General features: G+C 62.5%; 13 protein-coding genes. 10 read left to right on the top strand and 3 right to left on the bottom strand.

The window, feature by feature from the left end; genetic code table 11:
- The first annotated feature begins 120 nt into the window (after nucleotides 1–120).
- The 7 genes from ACEN42_RS32060 (at nucleotide 121) to ACEN42_RS32030 (ending at nucleotide 7,782) form a co-directional block, all read left to right on the top strand.
- Nucleotides 121–1,020 (top strand): LysR substrate-binding domain-containing protein, encoded by a 900-nt coding sequence (locus ACEN42_RS32060; RefSeq protein WP_371882724.1) that lies wholly within the window; start codon nucleotides 121–123, stop codon nucleotides 1,018–1,020.
- Nucleotides 1,021–1,323: 303 nt separating this feature from the next.
- Nucleotides 1,324–2,226 (top strand): amidohydrolase family protein, encoded by a 903-nt coding sequence (locus tag ACEN42_RS32055; protein WP_187603439.1) that lies wholly within the window; start codon nucleotides 1,324–1,326, stop codon nucleotides 2,224–2,226.
- A gap of 44 nt (nucleotides 2,227–2,270) precedes the next feature.
- Nucleotides 2,271–3,197 carry an amidohydrolase family protein gene (locus tag ACEN42_RS32050; RefSeq protein WP_035498139.1) on the top strand — a complete coding sequence of 309 codons (927 nt, stop codon included), beginning with the start codon at nucleotides 2,271–2,273 and terminating at the stop codon, nucleotides 3,195–3,197.
- Between the two features lie 124 nt (nucleotides 3,198–3,321).
- Nucleotides 3,322–4,746, top strand: a complete 1,425-nt coding sequence (locus ACEN42_RS32045; RefSeq protein WP_371882723.1) for a UbiD family decarboxylase — start codon at nucleotides 3,322–3,324, stop codon at nucleotides 4,744–4,746.
- Nucleotides 4,743–5,333, top strand: coding sequence for a UbiX family flavin prenyltransferase (locus ACEN42_RS32040; RefSeq protein WP_035498137.1), 591 nt, complete (start codon nucleotides 4,743–4,745; stop codon nucleotides 5,331–5,333). Before ACEN42_RS32045 ends, ACEN42_RS32040 begins: the two co-directional genes overlap by 4 nt.
- A 38-nt stretch (nucleotides 5,334–5,371) precedes the next feature.
- On the top strand, nucleotides 5,372–6,502 hold the full coding sequence (locus ACEN42_RS32035) for a GTP-binding protein (RefSeq protein WP_371882722.1): 1,131 nt from the start codon (nucleotides 5,372–5,374) through the stop codon (nucleotides 6,500–6,502).
- A gap of 182 nt (nucleotides 6,503–6,684) precedes the next feature.
- Complete coding sequence (locus ACEN42_RS32030; RefSeq protein WP_371882721.1) at nucleotides 6,685–7,782, top strand: porin; 1,098 nt, start codon at nucleotides 6,685–6,687, stop codon at nucleotides 7,780–7,782.
- 111 nt (nucleotides 7,783–7,893) lie between these two features.
- On the opposite strand, the gene ACEN42_RS32025 is transcribed toward ACEN42_RS32030, so the two are convergent.
- Nucleotides 7,894–10,104: a molybdopterin cofactor-binding domain-containing protein gene (locus ACEN42_RS32025; protein WP_371882720.1), complete on the bottom strand. Its 2,211-nt coding sequence runs from the start codon at nucleotides 10,102–10,104 to the stop codon at nucleotides 7,894–7,896.
- On the bottom strand, nucleotides 10,105–10,560 hold the full coding sequence (locus ACEN42_RS32020) for a (2Fe-2S)-binding protein (RefSeq protein WP_035498132.1): 456 nt from the start codon (nucleotides 10,558–10,560) through the stop codon (nucleotides 10,105–10,107). It abuts the gene before it with no gap.
- Nucleotides 10,561–10,666: 106 nt separating this feature from the next.
- On the opposite strand from ACEN42_RS32020, the gene ACEN42_RS32015 reads away from it, so the two are divergent.
- A complete protein-coding gene (locus tag ACEN42_RS32015; protein WP_371882719.1) occupies nucleotides 10,667–11,572 on the top strand; it encodes a LysR substrate-binding domain-containing protein in 906 nt (301 codons plus the stop codon).
- Here the strand turns inward: ACEN42_RS32015 and ACEN42_RS32010 are convergent.
- Nucleotides 11,550–12,443 carry a LysR substrate-binding domain-containing protein gene (locus ACEN42_RS32010; protein ID WP_371882718.1) on the bottom strand — a complete coding sequence of 298 codons (894 nt, stop codon included), beginning with the start codon at nucleotides 12,441–12,443 and terminating at the stop codon, nucleotides 11,550–11,552. The two genes, ACEN42_RS32015 and ACEN42_RS32010, sit on opposite strands and share 23 nt — an antisense overlap.
- 150 nt (nucleotides 12,444–12,593) lie before the next feature.
- Between ACEN42_RS32010 and ACEN42_RS32005 the strand changes: the two genes are divergently transcribed.
- Nucleotides 12,594–12,740 (top strand): hypothetical protein, encoded by a 147-nt coding sequence (locus ACEN42_RS32005; RefSeq protein ID WP_371882717.1) that lies wholly within the window; start codon nucleotides 12,594–12,596, stop codon nucleotides 12,738–12,740.
- Nucleotides 12,741–12,776: 36 nt separating this feature from the next.
- Nucleotides 12,777–14,117, top strand: coding sequence for a nucleobase:cation symporter-2 family protein (locus ACEN42_RS32000; RefSeq protein WP_238211846.1), 1,341 nt, complete (start codon nucleotides 12,777–12,779; stop codon nucleotides 14,115–14,117).
- Nucleotides 14,118–14,132 lie beyond the last annotated feature (15 nt).

The following is a 14,132-nucleotide window of genomic DNA, read 5'->3' as shown; positions in this document are numbered from 1 at the left end:
GTAAAGGAATCGCAACGCACGGCGACTGCATCGACGTCTTATGGCCGTGTGGGTAAAGCCTATGTGCACAAAATCGATATGTGAAATACGATTTCGAAATCCATTCGATACGAGAAACATATGGATATCCGGCAGCTCCGCTATTTCATTTCAGTCGCTGAGGAAGGCAACTTCAGTCGCGCGGCCGAGCGTCTGCACATCTCGCAACCGCCGCTGAGCCAGCAGATCAAGTCGCTGGAAGACTCGCTTCGGGTTACGCTTTTTGTGCGCGGACGCCACGGGGCACGGTTGACGCGCGCAGGAGAGGCACTCCTTGTGCGTGCGCGCAGCATCGTCGGCGACTGCGACTCGGTCGAAAAGCTCTTGCGCAGGGTGGCCGATGGACTCGAGGGCTATATCCGCATCGGGATCATCAACTCGGTGATGTATGGCCCGTTGCCGAGGACCATGCATCAGTTTCAGAAGCACAATCCGGAAGTCGAGTGGACGCTGCATGAGCTGCTGCCCGATAAGCAGCAAGAGGCGTTGGTGCGCGGCCAAATCGACGTTGGCTTTGCCTGCAGTCCGACGGAGCATCGCGAGCTCAGGTCGATCCTGGTCTATCCGCAACCGCTGGTCGTCGCGCTGCCGGACAGCCACCCGCTTGCCGATTGCCGTTCCGTTCGTCTGCGAGTGCTCTCCGTTGACCGGTTCGTCTTGCTCAACACGCAGAGTCCGATGATTCGAGGCATTCTCGCCGCGTGCATCACAGAGGGCTTCCAGCCGCGTGTGCTGCATGAGTCCGCCGATCCCGAGACGATACTCAGTCTCGTGGGTGCCGGCGTCGGCATCAGCATCCTGCCCGAGTCGCTCTCGACCACGCCGCGCGAGAACGTCGCCTTCGTCGCACTGGACGAACCCGCGATGAATGCGGACCTCTACGCCACGGTCCGGCGTGACGACTCGCTGCCGGCGCTCGAGCGCTTTCTGGCGTTGCTGAGCGAAGTCACTAACGCGTGGCGCAGCGAATCATCCAACTGACGCATCGATGAAAAAAGGCATTCGTTGCGGGTTTTCCATGCCCCAAATGCAGTCGCCTTTCTCTTGACAAGCAAATCTCGACCACTGCATGATTCGCTCGTGGGTAGAAGCGGTCGATTGAACATGCAGCGGCGCAACGCCGCGATCGTTCAACTGGAGATTGCTCACTGACGGAGTATTTGTCAGTGGCGCCAGTTTCCTCTCTCTGCCCCCTCGACAATGCTCCCGAATGCAAGATGCAGTCCGCTCGGCTCATGCCGCGGTCTGCCTGCCTTCAACCTAAGCATTGCGAGGAGATCCCGCATGATTATCGACACCAGCTGCTACCCGACGAATCTCGTCGATCTGGCATGGCGGCATGATGGCGAACCCTTCACCGGAGAACGCCTGATCCAGATGATGGACGGTCCGTTCACGATCAACGGCAAGCCGCGCCGCATCGATAAGGCCTTCATCCAGCCGCCGCAGGGCAACACCATCTACACCTACACCGACGGCAACAAATCCGGCGTCGAGTCCATCGACGCGTACATGGCTTATACGGTGGAAATGGTCGAGAAATATCCCGACCGCTTCATCGGCTGCTTCGTCTACAACCCGCGCTGCGGTGTAGAGAACGGCGTCAATGCCATCGAGCATTACGTTCGCAAGCTCGGCTTCAAGATGGTTCAGTTCCAGGCCAACATGCACGCCTACCGGCCCGACCGCGCGCTCGACTGGCTGCGTCCGGCGCTGCAAAAGTGCGCGGAACTCGGCGTGATGGTCAAGTTGCATACGGGCGATGGCCCGTACAGCATTCCGACTGAGTGGGTGCCCATGATCAAGGAGTTCCCGACGGTCAACTTCATCATGGCGCACTTCGGTGTGCAGACGGGCGGCGTCTATTGTTTCGAGCCCTTCCAGATGGCCATGGACCTGCCGAACGTGTATTGCGAATCGGGCTGGTGCCTGCAATCGCGCATCGTCGAGTTCGCGAAGGTGCTGCCGAAGCACAAGATCCTGTTCGGCTCCGATACCCCGCCCAACGAGCCGGGCATGTGGCTGCGCCTGCTCGAAGTGCTTTGCTTCGAACCGCCGCAGGGTCTGAATCTCGATGAAGACACGCTCGAAGACTATCTCGGCAACAACACGGCTCGCATGATCGGCCTCGATCCCACGCCCGCGCCGCGCTCCGTCGAAGAAGCGAAGACCTTGCTGGCCGCCTGAGCGAGGCTGCGGCACGCCAATTCACAAGATACTGGAGTACCAGCATGATCATCGATACCCATCTGCACCCGACCAATCTCGTCGACGAAGCGTGGCGACACACCGGCGAGCCGTTCACAGGCGAGCGTCTGCTGAAGATGATGGATGGCCCGTATGTCATCAACGGCAAACCGCGCCGCATCGACATGGGCTTCATCCAGCCGCCGCCGGGCAATACCGGCTATCGCGACGGCAACCGTCGCGGCCGCGAGGGCATCCGCGACTACATGGCTTACGTGGCCGAGTTGACACAGAAGTATCCCGACCGGTTCATCGGCAACTTCACGTTCAATCCGCGCTGGGGTCCGGAAGAAGGCGCGCTCGAACTCGAATTCCATGTGAAGGAGTACGGCTTCAAGATGCTGAAGCTGCACGCGAACATGCACGGCTATCGTCCGGATCGCGCGCTGGACTGGCTGCGCCCCGCGATGAAGGTTTGCGCGAAGTACAACGTCGTCGTTCTGATCCACACCGGCGACGGTCCCTACACGATCCCGACGATGTTCTACCCGATCATCCGCGAGTTCCCGATGGTGAATTTCATCATCGGTCACTTCGGCATTCAGACGGGCGGCAACTACTCGTTCGAAGCGTTCTGGATGGCGATGGACACACCCAACGTGTACTGCGAGTCGGGATGGTGCTTTCAGTCGCGCATTGTCGAGTTCGCCCGGCAACTGCCGCGCGACAAGATCGTTTTCGGCACGGACACGCCGCCTAACGAACCGGGCATGTGGCTGCGCGAGCTGGAGATGTTGTGCGGTCCCGCGCCGCAGGGCATGGACCTCGACGAGGACGGTCTCGAAGACTATATGGGCAACAACATCGCCCGTCTGGTCGGCATCGAGCCGTCGCCGCCGCCGCGCAATCTCGACGAAGCCGAGCTGCGCCTGAAGGATAGCTATGCAAAGCTCAACGACGTCGTAGCGTAAGCGGACGTGCGGCGGGCCGGCGCATCGACGGCCGGCCCGCGATAGCAGCCGAGCGCAGCGGCCCGCGGGGTACGGTAGACACCGATACCCCGGGGCGTTGCAAGGCTGATGACAAGGAATACTAATGACATCGTCTAATTCATCTGCCCTCGCCTGCTCGCGCGCAAATCCGCAAGATTTCCGCCATTTTCTCGACGGCTACAGCATTGCAAATCCGGGCGACGTTCTGACCATTCGCGAAAGCGCGAGCGCGAATCAGGACCCGACCGCAGTGATATGGCAGCTTGCCGCCAGAGGGCAACATCCTTTACTGATTTTCGATCGGGTCACAGGTCTTCGGAGTCCGTTGGTGACCAACGTCTTCGCGTCGCGCAGCCGGATTGCGTGGATGCTCGATTCGTCTCTCGAGAATCTGCACTCGGCATTCCAGCAGCGCAGCCGCCGAATGGTGGCGCCGCGCGTGCTGGCAAACGGGCCGGTGCTGGAGCACGTCCAGACCGATAACATCAATCTGACCCACATTCCGGCCATCACCCATTTCTCGACCGATCGCGGTCCGTACATCACGAACGCCATCCTGATTGCCGAGGATCCTGAAACGGGCGTCGGAAATGCAAGTTATCACCGTTCGACGCTCCATTCGACCACCGAAATCGCCACCAGCCTGCATTCGCGCGGGCATCTCTGGCGCATGCTGCAGCGAGCTCAGGAGCGCGGAACTTCGCTGCCGGTCGCGATGGTGATCGGCGCGCATCCCTTGTTCATGCTTGCCGGTGCCGCACGGTTGCCCTACGGGGTCGACGAGCGTCATGTGGCGGGTGGCCTGTTCGGGGCGCCGCTCGACGTCGTGCGCACGCCGCGACACGGTATCGCGATACCGGCGTACGCGGAGATCGTGCTCGAAGGCGTGATCGATCCGCAGGCACACGCGGATGAAGGCCCTTTCGGCGAGTTCACGGGTTACTCATCCGACCGCTCGACGAACAACCTCTTTCGCGTGCAAAGCGTGCTGCGCCGGCGCGATGCGATGCTGATCGATGTGGCCGGCGGCAATTCCGCCGAACACCTCAACCTGGGTCGCATTCCGCGCGAATCGGAGATGGTCGAAAAGCTCAAGGAGCGCTTTCCGAGCGTAACCGCGGTCCACTATCCCTCGTCGGGCACGCACTTTCATGCCTACGTGGCGCTCAGGCAGATGCGCGCCGGCGAAGCGCGACAGGTCATGCTCGGCCTGCTGGGTTGGGATCCCTATCTGAAAACGGTCATCGCCGTGGACGCGGACGTCGATATCACGCGTGACGAAGAGGTGCTGTGGGCCGTGGCCACCCATTTGCAGCCGCACCTGGATGTCGTGATCATCGACGGCTTGCCGGGCAGCGCGCTCGACCCGTCCGCATCCGGTGTGGGGACGACATCGCGAATGGGGCTCGACGCAACGCGCGGTCCCAGCTTCGACGGAGTGCGCGCGCAGATCAGCGCGGAAGCGATGGCGCGCGCCGCACAACTGATCGCTACAGCCAGATCGCACACAGGGCCGGATAGCGTATGACGAAGCGCATGATCGTTGGCATCACGGGCGCGAGCGGCGCGGTTTATGGCGTGCGTCTGCTGCAGAACCTCGCGCAGCGCCCGGAGTGGGAAACGCACCTCGTGCTGTCCGCGTCTGGACTGTTGACGGCGGGGCACGAGCTCGGTCTGCAGCGCCGCGAGATCGAGGCCATGGCGAATGTCGTGCATAACGTGCGGGATATCGGCGCTGCCGTCGCCAGTGGTTCATTCCGTTGCGACGGCATGGCCATAGCACCGTGCTCGATGCGCACGCTGGCGGCGATAGCCACGGGCCTCGCCGACAACCTGATCACGCGCGCCGCCGACGTGATGCTCAAGGAACGCCGCAAGCTGGTGCTCATGGTGCGCGAGACGCCGCTCAATCTCATCCACCTGCGCAACATGACCACCGCGACCGAAGCCGGGGCGATCGTGTTGCCGCCCGTGCCTGCCTTCTATAACCACCCTCGAACTGTCGACGACATCGTCAACCATACCGTCGGGCGTGTGCTCGACCTTTTCGACATCGATCACGACGGTCTCGTCGGCCGCTGGCAAGGGCTTCGGCCTGAACATTCAGCGGCATAAGCCCCTTCTTGAACATCGACACCATTGCAGGAGACATCATGAGCCAACTCGACACTCGACATGCTTCTTCCAACGCGCCCGTTCCGGTCACGATCCTGACCGGGTTCCTCGGATCGGGCAAGACGACACTGCTGAACCATATCCTGACAGAGCGGCATGGACATCGCATCGCCGTGATCGAGAACGAATTCGGGGAAGTCGATGTCGATTCGGATCTCGTCATGACGTCCGATGAGGAAATCTTCCAGATGACGAACGGCTGCATCTGCTGTGTCGTCGATGTGCGTACCGACCTTGTTCGCATCCTGCAGAAGTTGCTGGAGCGGCCGGAGAAGTTCGATCACATTCTCGTGGAGACGAGCGGTCTCGCCGATCCCACGCCTGTGGCGGCAACGTTCTTCATGGACCACGACGTAGCGCGCCAGGTGACGCTGGATGGCGTCGTCACGCTGGTCGACGCGGTTCATATCGAGAGCCATCTCGACGACCCGGCCCTGCGAGGGCGCGACAATCAGGCAGTCGATCAGATCGTGGCCGCCGACCGGATCATCATCAACAAGACCGACCTGGTGCCGAGCTGGTTCGTCGTCGCCCTTGAACAGAGGTTGCATCGCTTGAATGAGGGTGCGCAAATCTTGCGCTCCAACTATGCGCAGGTCGATCTGAGCCAGATCCTGGGGATCGGCGGATTTACGCCAACGTCGGCGAATCTCGACGTCGAAGAAGAACACGAACATACGCATGACCACGCTCACGACCCTGACCATGTGTGCGACGAAGCTTGCGAGCACGCCCACGACCATCACGAACACGACGAAGGCGATGGCACACCGCATGGTCATCGCCACGATCCTTCGGTAACGTCCGTGTCGCTCGTGTTCGACCGTCCGTTCGATCGCTCGCGACTGGATGCCGGTTTGCGCGCGCTACTCGCGGCTCAAGGCGACGATGTATTCCGTATGAAGGGGATTTTCGATATCGCCGATGAGAATCAGCGCTATGTCGTTCAGGCGGTGCACCGTCTCTTCGACCTGCATCCGGCCGATCTGTGGGCTGCAGGCCCGCGCGAAAGCAAACTGGTGTTCATCGGACGCAATCTGGATCGGCAGCGTCTCAAGGTGCTGCTCGACCTGTGTCTGGCGCGGCAGCATGCGGACGTCGTTGTGTGAGGCCTCCCGGCTTGGCGTTTTCGTAGCGTGTGACCCCGACGACGCGTCAAGCCCATTTCTTTTGTCTTGAATACATCGGTTGAGATCGGCCTTACGAATAGAGATAAGGATAACGAATCAATATTACCTATTCAGCCAAAGTGATCGGCCGTACTTAACCAAGAGTGTTGACTGGAAACCATATGAAATCGAAACATGTCGTGGCGGACTGCATTCCGAAATCGGCGAAATTGACTGCGCTTCTTTTTGCGGCGCTATCGGCGGGAACGGCCTACGCGCAATCCAGCATACAGCTCTATGGTCAGATAGACGAATGGGTCGGTTACCAGAAATTTCCCGCGAACGAGCATGCGTGGAATATCTCGGGCGGCGGGATGTCCACGTCCTACTGGGGCATGAAGGGGACCGAGGATCTCGGCGCTGGATTCAAAACAATCTTCGCGCTGGAAGCGTTTTATCGCCCGCAGAACGGCCAAAGCGGGAGATTCCAGGGCGATACTTTCTTCGCGCGTAACGCGTATGTCGGCATGTTCTCACCATACGGCACGCTGACGGCTGGGCGCATTACGTCGAATCTGTTTGTGTCGACAATCCTTTTCAATCCGTTCGTCGACTCGTACGTGTTCTCGCCGATGATCTATCACACGTACCTCGGCACCAGCACCTTTCCTGCCTATCGGACAGACCAGGGCGCGGTCGGTGACTCGGGTTGGAGCAATTCCGTTGCCTATACGTCGCCGGATTTCTCCGGCCTGAGCGGATCAGTGATGTATTCGTTCGGCAACGGTGCCGGCGCGGGCGGCCAGCATAAAGACAGCGCGCAAGTGCTTTATTTGAATGGGGCGCTCAGTGCGACCGCGGTCTATCAGTACGTGAACTACAAGAACGTCGCCAACGATTTCTCGAATCCGGCCTCGGCTAACGTCGTTGCCGGCTTGCGCAGCCAAAGTATCGGCCAGTTTGGTCTGACCTACGATTTCAAGCTGGTGAAGCTTTACGGGCAGTACATGTACACGCAGAATTCCGTGTCGTCAGGGGACTACCATGTGAGCACGGGTCAGGCAGGTTTCACGATCCCGATCGCAAACGGCAAGGTCATGGCGTCCTATGCGTATTCGAAGGATTCCGGCGGTTTCGATCAAACCAGGAGAACGTGGGCGGTAGGCTACGATTACCCGCTGTCCAAACGAACCGATGTGTACGCCGCGTATCTGGATGACAAGATATCGGGCGAATCGCACGGCGAGACATTCGGTGTTGGGATTCGCGCGAAGTTCTAGCGTTGCTTAGCCGCGATGCTGGATCAAGCTCTCAAGCGCTATCGGGAAAGGAACCGAGGCGCTACCTCGCTAAAAGCAGGCTGCCTCGGCGGCGTCGATAAAACGATCGCCTCAGACTCGAACTTGCCGCAGATCGAATGGCGTCTCGCGCAAGCGCTTGCCCGTCAGCCTGAACACGGCATTGGCGATCGCCGGTGCAACCGACGGACTCGACAACTCGCCGACACCACCGGGCTTCGCCGGATCGCCCTGCACGATGTGTATGTCGATGTCGGGCATGTCGCTCATGCGCATCACGCGATACGAACCGAAATTGGTCTGCTGAACCTGACCGCCGCGGATATCGATGCGGTCTGCGAGCGCGTGTCCGAGGCCCCACATCAATCCGCCGTACAACTGCTCTTCGACGCCGCCCGGCGACACCGCGAGCCCGCAGTCGGCCACGCATGTGAGCTTGTCGATCACGATGCCATCGTCCCGGCGCGTCACGCGCGCAATCACCGCGATATAGCTGCCGTATGCCCGATTCGTCGCGACGCCGAGCGCGGTGCCGCGCGGCAGCGGCTTGCCCCAGCCGGCTCGCGTCGCCGCCTCGCGCAGCACGCCGGCATGCCGCGCATCCTTCATGTGCGCAAGCCGAAAGTCGACCGGATCGCGATGCCCGGCATGCGCGGCTTCGTCCATGAATGACTCGACCGCGAACACGTTCGGGATATAACTCACCGCGCGATACCAGCCGGTCGGCACGCCCGTTTCGTGACGAACCCAGCCGATATCCACATGCGGCGCGCCATAGGCGAACTCGAATTTGCTGATGGCTTCCGTGGTGCTGTAGTCCATGCGATCGGGGCGATCGGTATAACCCGGCTCCCATTGCTCGGGCGATGCGGGCATCACCGCGCGCAGTTGCAGCGCCGAGAGATTGCCGCGCGCATCGAGCACGGCCTTCGCACGATGATGGCTCGCCGAATGATAGAAGAGCGCGCGCATTTCGTCTTCGCGGCTGTTCATCAGCTTGACCGGCTTGCCGGTTTGCAGCGCGAGCCACGTGACTTCGAAGAGCCAGTACTTCGATTCGCGCGCCCCGAAGCTGCCACCCGAAACCAGCTCATGCAGCACGACGCGATTCGCCGGAATGCGGCCGATCACTTCCGCCGCCTCCCGTGCCATCGATGGCACCTGCAACCCGCCCCAATACGCGATGCCGCCGTCTTTCGCCCATGCCGTCACGTTGACGGGTTCGAGCGGATTCTGCGCCTTGTAAGGCATCGAGTACGACGCCTCGATCACATGCGAACCGCGCTTCAGGATGGATGCGGCGTCGCCGTTCTGCACGGTCGGCACGACTCGGGCGGCGGGATCGTCGAGCCATGCGGCCTGACGCGCGGACAGATCGCGGCTGTCGAACTTTTCGAACGGACTGTCTTCCCATTCGATGCGCAACGCCGCCTGCCCCTTGTGCGCGGACCAGTAATCGTCGGCGAGCACGGCCACGCCAGCCTGATTGCCGCCGAGCACATCCGGGCGTCCAGGTATCTGCAATACCTGGCGCACGCCTGGCATGGCGAGCGCGGCTTTGGCATCGACGCTGCGCACGCGCGCATCGATCACCGGCGCGCGCGTGACGACCGCGACCAGCATGCCGGGCAGGCGCACGTCGATGCTGTATGCGAACGCGCCGCACACCTTCTGCGCGGCATCGCGCTTCTTGCGCAGCTTGCCGATATACCTGAACTGCGACGGATCTTTGAGCGGCACGTCTTTCGGCGCAGGCAAGCTCGCGGCGACGGCGGCCAGCGTGCCGTAGCTCGCGCGCGCGCCACTCGCCTTGTCGATCACGAAGCCATCGTCCGTTGAGCACGCGGACGGCGGCACGTTCCACTGTTTCGCGGCGGCCGCGATCAGCATCGCGCGGGCGGTTGCGCCCGCATGCCGCAAGCGATCGTATTCCAGCGACACGCTCGTGCTTCCGCCCGTCGAGAACACTTTCCACAAGGGATGAATGTAATCCGCGTAGAACGGATTCTCGGGCGTGATCACGTCGATGCGAAACGGATCGACATCCAGTTCTTCCGCGACCATCGCGGCGAGCGCGGTGCGCGTGCCGGTGCCCGAATCGTGCTTATGGACGACGAGCTTGATGGTGTCGTCGGGCAGCACGCGCACCCAGGCGTTCGGCTCGAATTCTCCGTCGCGTGGGTGCGGATCCCCGCTCTTCGCTGACGCCTCGGGCAACCGGAAGCCGATCGCGAGCCCCGCTGCCAGCAACGCGGATCCTTGCTGCATGAAACGGCGACGCGCCGCGCGATGTTCGATCCGCATTCAGGCCTCCGCCGCCGCGCGTTTGATCGCCCGGCGAATGCGCGAATACGTCCCGCAGCGGCAGATGTTGCCGGACATCGCCGCCGCGATGGCGTCGTCGCTGACGGACGTCTTGCCCTTCAGAAACGCGGCCGCCTGCATCAATTGCCCAGACTGACAGTAGCCGCATTGCGGCACGTCTTCCGCGATCCACGCACGCTGCAACGGACTCGCGCCATCCTTGGACAGACCTTCGATCGTCGTGATGCGCCGGCCCGCGACGGCCGCGATCGGCAAGAGGCATGAGCGCACCGCTTCGCCCTCCAGATGCACCGTGCACGCGCCGCAAAAGCCGCCGCCGCAGCCGAATTTCGTGCCCGTCAGACCCAGCGAATCGCGCAGCACCCACAACAGGGGCATGTCTTCCGGTACATTGTCGAGCGAGTGCCGCGCGTCGTTGACGATGATTTCTATCATGCGCTGTCTCCTGAATGTCGGTCGTGTTCGCGGCCATTATGGGAAGCCGCCGCGGCTGAACGCCAGCGACGATTTCTTTGATCATCCGTAAGCCCGGCTAACACCCATGTTGAAGCGCTACCCTTCCATCCAGTCGATGCAGGCCTTTCTCCAGGCCGCGCGCGCCGGCAGCTTTTCGAGCGCGGCACGTCAGTTGTCGCTCACGCATAGCGCGATCAGCCAGCAGATCCGCACGCTCGAGGAGTTCGTCGGCCAGCCGCTCTTCGTGCGCGAAGGCGCGCGCGTCGTGCTGACCGATGCGGGCGCGCTCTTCGCGAATCAACTGGGCGATGGCTTCGAGCAGATCGATCGTGCGCTGTCGTCGGTGAAGGAACGCGAGGTCACGCAGTCGATCACGCTCGACGTCGATCCCGAACTCGCGCAAAGCTGGCTCGTCGCGCGCCTGCCCGCGCTGCTCGGCGCGCTGACAGGCGTGGCGCTGACCGTGTTGTCCGCGCCGCGACACGATCGCAGCGCATTCGAGCGCGTGGATCTCGCACTGCGTTACGGCTATGGCGAATGGGATGGCTTCGAGAACGCGCTGATCTGCGGCGATCGCCTGACGGTCATGGGCGCGCCCGCGCTGCTGAACGCGCGTGGACTCACCGCGCCGCTTACGCCGGAACACGTGCTCGCCCTGCCCTTGCTCGGCTACACGAAGCGCTCATGGATACCGTGGCTCGCCTCTGCCGGTCTGCCGGAAGTGGAACCGCATGCGGTTGCCGTCTTCGACAACGCGGCGGGACTGATCGCGGCCGCGAGCGCGGGCGTGGGCGTCGGACTCGCGCGCGGCCTGCTCGCCGCCGATGCACAGCGCGACGGCAGGCTGATCGAACTCACGCAAGTCGAGATCCCGACGCACTACAACCTCTACGCCGTATGGCCGCGCGAAAAGTCGGCACGTGTGGTCCCGCTCGTCGATGCGATACGCGCGCTCGTCGCGCAAACGCTCAACGCTCGCGTTCCGCGCTGACGACGTCGCGCACCGTTTCGAGAAACCGCGCCAGCACCGGCGACGGCGTTTCCGCGCGATAGCGCGCATGCAGCGAAACTTCGGGACGCGGCCCCGCGAGCGGCACGAAGGCGACGCCGCCGCCCGACAACTGCGCGGCCGATGCCGGCAGCAGCGCAACGCCGAGCCCTTCGCGCACGAGACATAGAAGCGTGTGCAGCTCCACGACTTCCTGCTCGATGCGCGGCGTGAAACCCGCCTCGACGCAACAGTCGCGCAGGAACCGCGCGAGTTGCGACTGCAGCAAACCGAACGACAGGAAGCGCTCGGCTTCGAGTTCGCGCAACGCGATCTCCCCGCGCGACGCGAACGGATGCGTCAGCGACAGCGCGACCACGGCGGGTTCGCGCAACACGACTTCGCTGACGATCTCCGGATCTTCGCGCGACACGCGAAAGAAGCACACATCGAGCCGGCGCTCTTTCAATGCCTGAATCTGCGCGGCGGGCGTCATCTCGTGCAACGTCCATCTCACTTGCGGATGCTTGCGCGCGAATACGCCGAGCGCGCGTGGAATGGGCTCGACCATCGCCGAGCTGATGACGCCGATCTCCAGGCTGCCCACTTCGCCGCGTCCCGCGCAACGCGTGAGATCGATCGCGCGCTCGAACTGCGCGAAGATCAGCGGCGCCTGTTCCTTCAGTGTTTTCCCTGCCTCGGTGAGCTCGACGCGATGTTGCGAGCGCAGGAAAAGCGCGGTGCCCATCTCCTCTTCGAGGATGCGGATCTGCTGACTCAGCGGCGGCTGCGAAATGTGCAGCCGCGCGGCCGCGCGGCCGAAATGCAGTTCATCGGCGAGCACCGCGAAGTACCGCAAAAGCCGCATATCCATATCGCCAACGTATCAAAGTCGTGGTCAAAAAATATTGTACAGAGCGTGCGCAACTTGTGAGACTGCATCGCAAGCAGCAGTGCACGTCAGTGTGACACTCGATGCCGGCGAGGGGAAGACGCACGCAGAACGCGTCTTGCAAAAGGCCGCATGGGCAAGCTCGCGAGAGCTTTCGTTCCATCGACGCGCCTGCCCGCGATCCGGCGACTGGACAAGCCAGTTCCCCTCAAGGAGATCGAGACCGTGATCATCGACACGAGCGGGCTCGCGGCTCCGTATCCGGTCGCGCAGACCTGAACAACCCCGCCGACAACGATAATCAGGAGACACGTGATGAACCCCGAACAACACCCCGTCGATCGCATCTTGCCCAAGCGGCAGATGATCACGCTCGGCCTGCAGCACATGCTCGTCGCTTATATCGGCGCGATTGCCGTGCCGTTGATCGTCGCATCCGCGTTGAAGATGTCGCCCGCCGACACCACCGTGCTCATCAGCACGGCGCTCTTCTGCTCGGGCATCTCGACGGTGCTGCAAACCGTCGGCATCTGGAAGTTCGGCGTGCGCCTGCCGATTCTGCAAGGCGTTGCGTTCAGCAGCGTGGGTCCGGTCATCGCGATCGGCATGAGTCCGGGCGTCGGCTTCGCGGGCGTGTGCGGCGCGGTGATCGGCGCGGGCGTGTTCACGATGTTCGCCGCGCCGCTCGTCGGACGGCTGCGGCGCTTCTTTCCGCCTGTCGTGACCGGCTGCATCGTCACGGTGATCGGGCTGCAGCTCTTTCCCGTCGCGTATCAATGGGCGGGCGGCGGCGAGAACGCGCGGCAGCACTTCGGCGCGCTGCCCTTTCTGTGCGTCGCGCTCTTCGTCGCGCTGGTGATCCTCGCCGTCAACCGCTTCGCCAATGCGTTCCTGCGCAATCTGTCGGTGCTGATCGGCCTCGTCGCGGGCAGCGTGCTGGCCTGCGCGCTCGGCATGGGCGACTTCGGCAGCGTCGCCGACGCGCCGTGGTTCACCATGCCGCTGCCGTTTCACTTCGGCATGCCCGTGTTCTCCGTGGTGCCCGTGCTGACGATGATCGTCGTCATGGTCGTGCAGATGGTCGAATCGATGGGCCTCTTCGTCGCGATCGGCGATATCGTCGACAAGAACATCAGCGAGGAAGACGCCGTGCGCGGCATGCGCGCGAACGGTCTCGCGAGCGCGATCGCCGGCATGTTCGCCGCGTTTCCGTTCATCGCGTTCATGGAAAACGTGGGCCTCGTGATTCTGACCGGCGTGCGCAGCCGATGGGTCGTGGCAGTGAGCGGCGTGCTCATGTGCGTCGTCGCGCTGGTGCCGAAGATCGGCGCGGTCGTGGCCGCGACGCCCGCCGCCGCGCTCGGCGGCGCGGGGGTCGCAATGTTCGGTGTCGTGGTCGCGGCGGGCGTGCAGACGCTCTCGAAAGTGGACTTCGAGCGCAATCGCTACAACGTGCTGATCGTCGGCTTCACGATCGCGACTGCGCTGATTCCCGTGATGGCCCCGCAAGTCTTCAAGCAGATGCCGGAGTGGACGCAGCCCTTCGTGCACAGCGGCGTCGTGCTCGCGTGCCTCGTATCGGTCGTGCTGAACGCCGTGCTCAACGGTGCCCACGAAGAAGAAGACGTGCCTGCGCACAGCATGGTGCGCGAGTGAAACGTAATGACAGGA

This window comes from Caballeronia sp. S22 (assembly GCF_964261745.1).
In the GTDB taxonomy this organism is placed as follows: Bacteria; Pseudomonadota; Gammaproteobacteria; order Burkholderiales; family Burkholderiaceae; genus Caballeronia; species Caballeronia jiangsuensis.
This window is presented reverse-complemented; position numbering and strand designations above follow the sequence as displayed.

What these genes read in the sequence shown, in the direction of transcription:
- ACEN42_RS32035 (WP_371882722.1), top strand. Translation starts at nt 5,372, where the DNA reads ATGAGCCAACTCGACACTCGACATGCTTCTTCCAACGCGCCCGTTCCG.
- ACEN42_RS32055 (WP_187603439.1), top strand. Translation starts at nt 1,324, where the DNA reads ATGATTATCGACACCAGCTGCTACCCGACGAATCTCGTCGATCTGGCA.
- ACEN42_RS32060 (WP_371882724.1), top strand. Translation starts at nt 121, where the DNA reads ATGGATATCCGGCAGCTCCGCTATTTCATTTCAGTCGCTGAGGAAGGC.
- ACEN42_RS32045 (WP_371882723.1), top strand. Translation starts at nt 3,322, where the DNA reads ATGACATCGTCTAATTCATCTGCCCTCGCCTGCTCGCGCGCAAATCCG.
- ACEN42_RS32050 (WP_035498139.1), top strand. Translation starts at nt 2,271, where the DNA reads ATGATCATCGATACCCATCTGCACCCGACCAATCTCGTCGACGAAGCG.
- ACEN42_RS32025 (WP_371882720.1), bottom strand. Translation starts at nt 10,104, where the DNA reads ATGCGGATCGAACATCGCGCGGCGCGTCGCCGTTTCATGCAGCAAGGA.
- ACEN42_RS32000 (WP_238211846.1), top strand. Translation starts at nt 12,777, where the DNA reads ATGAACCCCGAACAACACCCCGTCGATCGCATCTTGCCCAAGCGGCAG.
- ACEN42_RS32040 (WP_035498137.1), top strand. Translation starts at nt 4,743, where the DNA reads ATGACGAAGCGCATGATCGTTGGCATCACGGGCGCGAGCGGCGCGGTT.
- ACEN42_RS32005 (WP_371882717.1), top strand. Translation starts at nt 12,594, where the DNA reads ATGGGCAAGCTCGCGAGAGCTTTCGTTCCATCGACGCGCCTGCCCGCG.
- ACEN42_RS32010 (WP_371882718.1), bottom strand. Translation starts at nt 12,443, where the DNA reads ATGGATATGCGGCTTTTGCGGTACTTCGCGGTGCTCGCCGATGAACTG.
- ACEN42_RS32020 (WP_035498132.1), bottom strand. Translation starts at nt 10,560, where the DNA reads ATGATAGAAATCATCGTCAACGACGCGCGGCACTCGCTCGACAATGTA.
- ACEN42_RS32030 (WP_371882721.1), top strand. Translation starts at nt 6,685, where the DNA reads ATGAAATCGAAACATGTCGTGGCGGACTGCATTCCGAAATCGGCGAAA.
- ACEN42_RS32015 (WP_371882719.1), top strand. Translation starts at nt 10,667, where the DNA reads ATGTTGAAGCGCTACCCTTCCATCCAGTCGATGCAGGCCTTTCTCCAG.